Below are 9,027 nucleotides of genomic sequence, written 5' to 3'. Positions count from 1 at the left end.
TCAAATATTTGCAACAGAAAACTATACAGAAATAGAAAGATTTAATTTTACTAACAATGGCAGGCTAAGAGCCTATGGAAACGGATCAGAAGGTCAACCCACTTTCTCTTGGAACGGAGATACTAATACAGGCATGTGGAGACCTAATGCAGATAATCTTGCTTTTTCTACTAATGGTGCAGAGAGAATGAGAATTTCGACAAACGGAAATGTAGGAGTTAATACCTCAAATCCAATTTATAAACTTCATTTAAGTAATAATGCTGAAAATATTGGTGCCACTACGTTAATAGGTTCAATTAATGAAGGGAATGATGGAGTGTCATTTCTTGGAAATAATACGAATGTGTTAAATAATTATAATGGAATAGAAGGTGGGACAAGTTATAGCTTAAATACTTCAATGACTGCAGCAATTTTTGGCTTAGCAATAACAAACTCCGGGAATGGAATAGGAGTTAGAGGACATTCTAACTCATTTCAAGGAATAGGAGTAAGAGGAAGTCGAACTAATAGTGGCGGTCCTGATACTGGTTGGGGAGGATTATTTTTAAACGACTTGGGATATACAGGAGGTTTATATAATGCATCTGATTCGAGACTAAAGAAAAACATTCAGCCCATTAATAATGCAACTTCTATACTTAAACAACTAAATCCTGTTACATACTTTTATGATGTAGAAAAGTATAATTCTCTAGGTTTTAATGAAGACTTAGAATATGGATTAATCGCTCAGGAGGTGAAAGAGATATTACCCACATTGGTTAAAGAAAAATCTTTATTTATTAAATCAAAATCAGGTGTGTCACAATTAAATACGACAGAAGAAGGTACAAGTCAAAACTTTTTAATGATTGATTATTCGCGTCTCACCCCAATTTTAATTCAAGCAGTTAAAGAACAGCAAGAAATCATCGAGAGTCAGGAAAACAGAATTGCAAAATTAGAAGCTTTAGTAAACCAACTCATCAATAAAAAATAGTAAAACTAGTATAGTAAAATTACATTAAAAGCTTAACCCATCCGGTTAAGCTTTTTTTATTTTTAAATTTCTCAATAACAGTTAACGCTATTCTTTTTTACTATTCATGCATAACAGGTCAGCGAGAAAATTGCGCATTCACCCAACCATTTTGAGAATTTTTATTTCTATGTTAAATCAAAAACCTATTTTTGACACGTAATAAAAAATTTAAGATTGGTTAATAAATAAGTTATTACAATATAATCGCCCGCTGCTATGGGCGGTTTTCATTTAAACATACTTGAGACAGCTCCAAATTTTTCGAAATTTTAAGTACTTTAAATCGGTTTCATTGCAATAGGCTTCCCGCTCAAAACATATATTCCTGTATGCCTTGTGTATCTCTTTGTACTGAATCCATCTTACAATAAACTCTACAGCATACCAAAAATAAAAAGGTAATATCAACAGTTCCTGTTGTTGCCGCAAATGTATTCGTTCGTGATTCATAAACACTTTATTATTCTTTTCTGCTTTAGACTTTACCATAATAAAAGGCCACAGCGCAATGCCGCTAAACTGCTTAGAAAACAAGAATGAAGCTACAATGACAAACATCAATGGGTTTTTGTAATTTTGTACTATGAGTAAACAGCAAAAGAATACAGATTCCAACAAACTATTTGGTGACGGCGACTACTACCTCACGCCCGAGGGATACAAATGCTTCACAGAACAGTATCATTTAAAACGCGGATATTGTTGCCAGAGTGGTTGCAGGCATTGCCCTTATGGTTATGACAAAAACACAAATAGTAAACACTAACACTATTCTTTCACCTTAGGATTTTCCTTTTTAAGGAACTCGCTGTCCCAGGAGTGGTCATTGCCTTCAAACTGAGCAAATAAATCTCTTCGCAACAAATCTTCCTGCATTTCCACTTCCTCCTGAACAGTTACCATATAAGCCATTTTATCGTGGCGTTTTTTAGCCAAGGTCCAGGTTGTTTCCTGGTCATATTTTATAAATTGCTGTCCCTGACGGGTTGCCGTATACTTTCTAAACCCGAGTTCCACCAACGCATCTACTCCCAGATGCACAGCTGTATACAATGTTTCTCTATAAAAGTTTTTAACACCGTGGTCAATAAGTTCATAGGCATCATTTCGGTTTCTTGCACGTGCCAGAACTTTTAAATGTGGAAAATGTTTCTGCAATAGTTCAACCAGGTTTAAATTAATGGCCGGGTTATCAATGGCTGCAATAAATAGTTTGGCTTCATCTGCTCCTGCAGCTTTTAATAATTCGAGTCTTGTAGCATCTCCATAATATACTTTGAAGCCTAGTTTTCTAAGCACTTCTACCCTATCGGCATCGTGATCAAGGATAGTGACATCAATTTTATTTGCACGTAATAAGCGGCCTATGGTGCTTCCAAAATGACCAAAACCGGCAATGATAACTTCATTTTGTTCATTAATTTCTACTTCTTCATCTTTTTGTTCTCTTTTGGTTCCTACATTTGGAATGATGTATTTTTCATTCAGTACATTTAAAAAGGGTGTTAGAAGCATCGTTAAGGCAATAATTGCCAAAATTTGATTTGAAAGTTCATTAGGAACAATTGACAGTCCCATTGCAAAACCCATAATCACAAAACCAAATTCACCGGCTTGACTTAAGCCAATAGAAAATTGAAGGTTTTGGTCTAAATTCTTTTTGTAGAGAGCACCCACACCAAATAGAACCAAGAATTTTACTACTGTCAAAGCGAGTACAAACACAAGTATAAAAATGGGCCTATCAATAATCAACATAAAATCAATAGAAGCTCCTACGCCAATAAAGAACAAGCCTAAGAGCAAGCCTTTAAAGGGTGCAATATCCCCTTCAAGTTCGTGACGAAATTCAGAGTTTGCCAACACCACACCGGCCATAAACGCCCCCAATGCAGGACTCAACCCCACCAGTTGCATTAAATAAGACACTGCAAAAACTACTAATAAGGCTGAGGCAGTAAACAATTCCTGAAGTCTGGTTTTAGCAACGATTCTAAGCAAAGGAACAATGAGGTATTTTCCTAAAAAGTAAATTGAAGAAATGGCTCCAATCACTACTAGTGTTTGCAGCCAGGCTGGAAAATCTGATATTAGTGAGGGTGTAATTTCTTTCAATTCACTCCCTGAAACTTCAGAAACCATCAACGGTATCACTGCTAAAATTGGAATCACGGCAATATCCTGATACAAAAGCACAGCAAAGGAAGATCTGCCAACTGAGGTATTATTCATTCCTTTTTCTTTGAGGGTTTGCAACACAATTGCGGTTGAGGAAAGTGTGAGTGCCAAAGACACAGTCAATGCTGTCTGCCAATTCCAGTCCAAAACCAGTTGAAGTCCAAAAAACAACAGTAAGGCTGTGCCAATTACCTGAATGGAACCCATACCGGCGATGAATTTCCGCATTTTCCAAAACTTATAGGGGTCTAACTCGAGTCCAATTAAAAACAGCATCATCACGACTCCAAATTCTGCAAAATGCATGATGTCTTCGCCTTTTTGGCCAATTAGTCCTAATAATGAAGGGCCTATAATTATTCCTGCAAACAAGTATCCCAAAATTGAGCTCAAACCTACTTTCTTGGCAATTGGAACAAAAACCACTGCCGCAGTTAAATAAATTATTGCTTGTAAAAAAAAGCTAGTTTCCATTTACAGTGTTTTTTTGATCCAACCAATCATTCATATAAAGTAAATTTTCAAACTCACTATACTCAATTTTGTGTTCCAATAGATACGTAAGCAAATTCCCGTAAGAAACCCCAGCCTTTATATAGTCATCTTTCTTCATACTGAATGTGCCATGAACTACAAAAGGCGGTAAGTAATTCATTTTACACACTTTTGCAGTTTGATTAAATGGCTCTAGTAATTCATAAATTGTAAATCGGTCACGACCCGTTGTGCAATAGTTCTCTTGTCTCCCTCCAGTTGTCAGTACCTGAAAAACATGTTTTCCAACCAGCGCATTCCCTTCAGAGCCATACGCCCATTTATATTCCAGCACCATATCAATCCATTGTTTGATTAATGGCGGACAGCTGTACCAATACATTGGGTGTTGCCAAATGATAATGTCATGTTCATTCAACAGGGCCTGTTCTATCTCAATATCGACATTAAACTCAGGGTAGAGTTCATATAAATCGTGAAAAGTAATGTTTGGTGAATCCGGGATATTTTTCACCATCTCCTTGTGAGCCTTCGATTTTTCAAATAAAGGATGGGCAAATAAAATTAGAATTTTATTTTGGTTCATAGGGTGTGTTTTTTTCGGTTTTAAGATACACTTTTTAGATAAAATACAACAGCTATTTATTGAAAAAGCCAACTCCTTCACTATCTATTTTTCGTAACTTTGTGTCAAAAGATTACTTTAAGATTGAATTGTATGAGCCACATAACACAACTGAATATAGATTTTAAAAATAGCATTTTAGAAGGAATCCCTTCCAAACTTCCTGCTCCAAAAACCTATGATACTCAAATAAACCACGCACCAAAACGCAAAGAAATTCTTACAGATGAAGAAAAAAAACTGGCCCTTAGAAATGCCTTAAGATATTTTGATCCCAAGCACCACACCACCCTCCTTCCCGAATTCAAGGAGGAATTGGAAAAATACGGGCGCATTTATATGTACCGTTTTCGCCCAGATTATAAAATGTATGCCCGGGCCATTACCGAATACCCCGGAAAAAGTGAGCAGGCCAAAGCCATTATGTTGATGATACAAAACAATCTGGATAATGCGGTTGCACAACATCCGCACGAACTTATAACCTATGGCGGAAATGGAGCGGTTTTTCAAAACTGGGCCCAGTACTTGTTGACGATGCAATACCTTGCTGAAATGACCGATGAACAAACCCTGGTGATGTACAGCGGTCATCCTATGGGATTATTCCCTTCTCACAAAGAAGCTCCGCGCGTAGTGGTTACTAACGGAATGGTTATCCCAAATTATTCAAAACCAGACGATTGGGAAAAAATGAATGCACTGGGCGTTTCACAATACGGTCAAATGACCGCAGGCAGTTATATGTATATCGGTCCGCAGGGAATTGTTCACGGAACGACTATTACTGTTTTAAACGGATTCAGAAAAATCAACAAATCACCCAAAGGAGGCTTGTTTGTCACTTCTGGTCTTGGCGGAATGAGCGGTGCGCAACCCAAAGCAGGAAACATTGCAGGCTGTATTACCGTTTGTGCCGAAGTCAACCCCAAAGCCACTCAAACTCGTCATTCTCAAGGTTGGGTAGATGAAGTGATTTCAGATTTGGATCAACTTGTAGAACGTGTTAAAGAAGCGAAAGCAAAAAAAGTAAACGTCTCCATTGCCTATAATGGAAACGTGGTTGATGTCTGGGAAGCATTTGACAAGGAAAACATTTTTATCGATTTGGGAAGCGACCAGACTTCACTGCACAATCCCTGGGCAGGAGGCTACTATCCAGCGGGTCTTTCTTATGAAGAATCCAACGAGTTGATGGCAAACAACCCAACACTTTTTAAAGAAAAAGTTCAGGGGAGTCTCCGTCGTCAAGCAGATGCTATCAATAAACATACAGCCAAAGGCACTTACTTTTTTGATTACGGAAATGCTTTTCTATTGGAAGCATCCCGAGCAGGAGCAGATGTAGTTACTACTGAAAATGCCGACCCTTTAAAACCTCGCGAATTCAAATATCCATCATATGTTCAAGACATTATGGGACCTATGTGTTTTGATTATGGATTTGGACCTTTCAGATGGGTTTGTGCTTCAGGAAAGCCTGAAGATTTGGTAAAAACTGATGCTATTGCTTGTGAAGTTTTGGAAGGGTTGATGAAAAATTCACCTGATGAAACCAAGCAACAAATGCAAGACAACATCACCTGGATTAAAGGTGCACAGGAAAATAAACTGGTTGTGGGTTCACAAGCAAGAATCCTTTATGCAGACAGTGATGGACGGATTAAAATTGCCGAAGCTTTTAACAAAGCGATTGCCCAAAATGAAATTGGCCCAGTGATTTTGGGTCGTGACCATCACGATGTTTCCGGAACCGATTCACCTTATCGTGAAACTTCAAATATTTATGACGGAAGCCGCTTCACGGCAGATATGGCTATCCAAAATGTAATTGGCGACAGCTTTAGAGGTGCGACCTGGGTGAGCATCCACAACGGTGGTGGCGTAGGCTGGGGCGAAGTAATAAATGGTGGATTTGGCATGGTTCTTGATGGTTCTATAGAGGCAGAAAGACGCTTAAAATCAATGCTTTTCTGGGATGTAAATAATGGCATCGCCCGCAGAAGTTGGGCACGTAATGATGAAGCCATCTATGCAATAAAACGCGCTATGAAACACAATCCTGAATTGAAAGTCACGTTGCCAAATATAGTTGATGAAAGTCTGATTTAATTACATATAAATTGCGTGAGGTACAACCAAACGCTCAAATATAATTCAATATGAAAACACTATTTATCCCCGTTATTGCCCTTTTTCTTTTTGCTTCTTGCAGCAGTGTTAAAGTGGCTTCAGATTATGACACTACAGTTGATTTTAACAGCTTTAATTCCTATGCATTTTTCAAACCTGGAATCGATAAAGCTGAAATTTCAGATTTAGATAAAAGAAGAATTTTAAGAGCCTTAGATATTGAATTAAGTAAAAAAGGGCTTCAAAAATCTGAATCTCCTGATTTATTAATCAGTTTTTTTACAAAAGCCAAAGAGCGCGTTGATGTATACCAAAACCATTATGGCTGGGGAGGCTATTGGGGATGGGGATGGGGTCACCCCTGGGGAGGAACCACGGTTTCCAAAACAACTGAAGGTTCGTTATACATTGACATAATAGACGCTAAAACAAATGAATTAATTTGGCAGGGTATTGGTACAGCTCCTATTGCTTCCAATATGGAACAAAAAGAAGCAATAATTAAAGAAATTGTTCAAAAAATTCTAGAGAGGTATCCTCCGGAAAAAGATTAAAAAAAAGTAAGCTTGTTTAAATAAGACCTTTCCAATTAAACCTTAGGAAAGGTTTTTTTTATTCCTTAAACTCTAAAACATCTTTAGAGTTGAAGCCAATAGTAATTCGCTCATCAATATGTGTATGTTTTGTTACAACTGTGAGGTGCTCACCATTATCAAGTTTGATTAAAAGCTGGGTTCCTGAGCCTAAAAAAGTCTTTTTAAGAACAGTTGCATTGGTCACATAATCACATTCGTCGTTGATTGCAATATTTTCATTGCGAATAGCATGACAGCAATCAGTTTTTAGAGGACATTCAAATGCCGATTGCAGCTCTTTACTCAACTGAATTGTATTTCCAAACAATGAAGCCACATACACAGAGCTGGGTTTGGTATACAAATTTGCAGCTGCGTCTTTTTGAATTAATTTTCCATTTTGTAAAATTAGTATTTCGTCTGCAACTGCAAGTGCATCTTGGGTGTCGTGTGTTACAAAAATTGCCGTAACACCACTTTGTTTGATTATTCTAAATATTTCATTGCGCAACTGTGATCGCAGCATCGCATCAAGATTACTAAAAGGTTCGTCAAGTATGAGCAGAGAGGGGTTTGGAGCCAATGCTCTTGCCAGTGCCACCCGTTGTTGCTGACCACCGGATAGCTGATGTGGATAGCGATCTTTCATTTCAGAAAGGCCTACCAGTTCCAGAACTTCTTTAGCACGTTGCTTTTTGTTTTTTAATTTTGAAATACCATAAAGAATGTTTTCTTCCAGCTTCAAATGCGGAAAAAGTGCGTATTCCTGAAAAACAAAACCGATATTACGCTTTTCTGGTGACACATTTTTCTTAATTGAAGAAACAAGCTGATTATTTATTTCAATCGTTCCGGTATCTGGGGTTTCCAGTCCGGCAATCAAGCGTATCAATGTTGTTTTTCCACTTCCGCTTTCACCAACTATAGCATAAACATCGCCTTCACCCAGCTGAAAACTTACGTCTGTTAATGCAAAGGATTTTCCTTTGTCATAGCTTTTAGAAAGAGATTCAATTTTTAACATTTTTACTTTGATACTAATAATTTATTCAAAAATATCACCGGTACAGCAGCTGTAAAGATAATAAATAACGATGGAATTGCGGCTTCCATCACTCGTTCATCGCTGGCATATTCAAACGCCTTTACCGCCAGTGTATTTACCTGAAAGGGCTTGAGTATAAGTGTGAGAGGCAATTCTTTTAAAACATCCACAAACACAAGGATAAAAGCGCTTAGCATACCGGTTTTAATGAGTGGATATTCAATTTTAAAAAACGTTTTAAAGTTACCTACTCCTAGGGTCTTTGAGGCATCAGGAATCGCATTGCTGACTTTGAGTGTCGTTGATTCAATTGGGTTGTATGCCACTGCCAGAAATCGCACTGCATATGCATAAACCAACGCAAATAAAGTGCCATGTATAATAAAACCAACACTGTTTCCGGATAAAATCTCTATCAAATCCATCAGCCAGCGATCAATAGCCAAGGTAGGAATCATGATTCCAATTGCCACCACAGCTCCCGGTATGGCATAACCTAATACACCTAATTTAGACAGGTTCTTTAAAAACCCAATACGGTTCCAGCGAGCGGAAAAAATTAATAAAGTTGCTAATATTACAGTCACAGCTGCAGTTATAAAAGCAATACTAAAAGTTTGTACTGAGAGCAATAAAAATTCATACTGAAACACCGACTCATAAGTAAGCACAGCCCAATAAATCAACTGTGCAACCGGGATTAAAAACCCGAATAATACCGGAGTTGCTACCATGCAAAATATTAAAACCTGTTTTTGTTTGGTTGTGGTTTTTCTGTAAATAGACTGATTGTTTGTTTTTCCGCTGGAATATTGAATTTTTCGTCGTTGCCATTTTTCAAAAAGTATTAATGAGAAAACCAACAAAAGCAATAGTGCAGAAAGGTAAATGGCAGTTTCAGGCTCTTCCAGAGAAAACCATGATCTAAAAATTCCAGTTGTAAAAGTGT

9 protein-coding genes are annotated in these 9,027 nt (G+C 37.6%); 4 read left to right on the top strand and 5 right to left on the bottom strand.

Annotated elements, in window-relative coordinates; translation table 11 throughout:
* Positions 1-985 (top strand): tail fiber domain-containing protein (locus AACY61_RS04180; RefSeq protein WP_339610333.1); only part of this gene is annotated, 985 nt, incomplete at its 5' end.
* A gap of 273 nt (positions 986-1,258) precedes the next feature.
* On the opposite strand, the gene AACY61_RS04175 is transcribed toward AACY61_RS04180, so the two are convergent.
* A complete protein-coding gene (locus AACY61_RS04175; RefSeq protein ID WP_339610332.1) occupies positions 1,259-1,585 on the bottom strand; it encodes a hypothetical protein in 327 nt (108 codons plus the stop codon).
* A 25-nt stretch (positions 1,586-1,610) separates the two neighbouring features.
* Between AACY61_RS04175 and AACY61_RS04170 the strand changes: the two genes are divergently transcribed.
* Positions 1,611-1,793 (top strand): DUF5522 domain-containing protein, encoded by a 183-nt coding sequence (locus tag AACY61_RS04170; RefSeq protein ID WP_339610331.1) that lies wholly within the window; start codon positions 1,611-1,613, stop codon positions 1,791-1,793.
* Positions 1,794-1,795: 2 nt separating this feature from the next.
* Here AACY61_RS04170 and AACY61_RS04165 read toward each other — a convergent pair whose 3' ends face one another.
* The gene (locus AACY61_RS04165) at positions 1,796-3,679 is read right to left on the bottom strand and encodes a monovalent cation:proton antiporter-2 (CPA2) family protein (protein ID WP_339610330.1); all 1,884 of its coding nucleotides are present in this window, start codon (positions 3,677-3,679) and stop codon (positions 1,796-1,798) included.
* Positions 3,669-4,286 (bottom strand): NAD(P)H-dependent oxidoreductase, encoded by a 618-nt coding sequence (locus tag AACY61_RS04160; protein WP_339610329.1) that lies wholly within the window; start codon positions 4,284-4,286, stop codon positions 3,669-3,671. The genes AACY61_RS04165 and AACY61_RS04160 overlap by 11 nt, the downstream gene beginning before the upstream one ends.
* A gap of 156 nt (positions 4,287-4,442) precedes the next feature.
* On the opposite strand from AACY61_RS04160, the gene AACY61_RS04155 reads away from it, so the two are divergent.
* Both AACY61_RS04155 and AACY61_RS04150 read left to right on the top strand, forming a co-directional pair.
* Positions 4,443-6,437 carry a urocanate hydratase gene (locus AACY61_RS04155; RefSeq protein WP_339610334.1) on the top strand — a complete coding sequence of 665 codons (1,995 nt, stop codon included), beginning with the start codon at positions 4,443-4,445 and terminating at the stop codon, positions 6,435-6,437.
* A 50-nt stretch (positions 6,438-6,487) separates the two neighbouring features.
* Entirely contained in the window at positions 6,488-7,012 is a 525-nt protein-coding gene (locus AACY61_RS04150) for a DUF4136 domain-containing protein (RefSeq protein WP_339610328.1), read from the top strand.
* Positions 7,013-7,070: 58 nt separating this feature from the next.
* Here the strand turns inward: AACY61_RS04150 and AACY61_RS04145 are convergent, their stop codons facing one another.
* Together AACY61_RS04145 and AACY61_RS04140 are read right to left on the bottom strand one after the other, a co-directional pair.
* A complete protein-coding gene (locus AACY61_RS04145) occupies positions 7,071-8,057 on the bottom strand; it encodes an ABC transporter ATP-binding protein (RefSeq protein ID WP_339610327.1) in 987 nt (328 codons plus the stop codon).
* A gap of 2 nt (positions 8,058-8,059) precedes the next feature.
* On the bottom strand, positions 8,060-9,027 hold a 968-nt coding region (locus tag AACY61_RS04140; protein ID WP_339610326.1), incomplete at its 5' end, for an ABC transporter permease subunit.

It is taken from the genome of uncultured Planktosalinus sp. (assembly GCF_963973675.1).
Taxonomy (GTDB): domain Bacteria; phylum Bacteroidota; class Bacteroidia; order Flavobacteriales; family Flavobacteriaceae; genus Planktosalinus.
The sequence above is the reverse complement of the archived record's forward strand: the minus strand, read 5'-3'. Positions and strand labels throughout refer to the sequence as shown.

Excerpts from the sequence above, each read along its gene's own strand:
- AACY61_RS04175 (WP_339610332.1), bottom strand. The coding sequence starts at position 1,585 with ATGTTTGTCATTGTAGCTTCATTCTTGTTTTCTAAGCAGTTTAGCGGC.
- AACY61_RS04170 (WP_339610331.1), top strand. The coding sequence starts at position 1,611 with ATGAGTAAACAGCAAAAGAATACAGATTCCAACAAACTATTTGGTGAC.
- AACY61_RS04165 (WP_339610330.1), bottom strand. The coding sequence starts at position 3,679 with ATGGAAACTAGCTTTTTTTTACAAGCAATAATTTATTTAACTGCGGCA.
- AACY61_RS04160 (WP_339610329.1), bottom strand. The coding sequence starts at position 4,286 with ATGAACCAAAATAAAATTCTAATTTTATTTGCCCATCCTTTATTTGAA.
- AACY61_RS04150 (WP_339610328.1), top strand. The coding sequence starts at position 6,488 with ATGAAAACACTATTTATCCCCGTTATTGCCCTTTTTCTTTTTGCTTCT.
- AACY61_RS04145 (WP_339610327.1), bottom strand. The coding sequence starts at position 8,057 with ATGTTAAAAATTGAATCTCTTTCTAAAAGCTATGACAAAGGAAAATCC.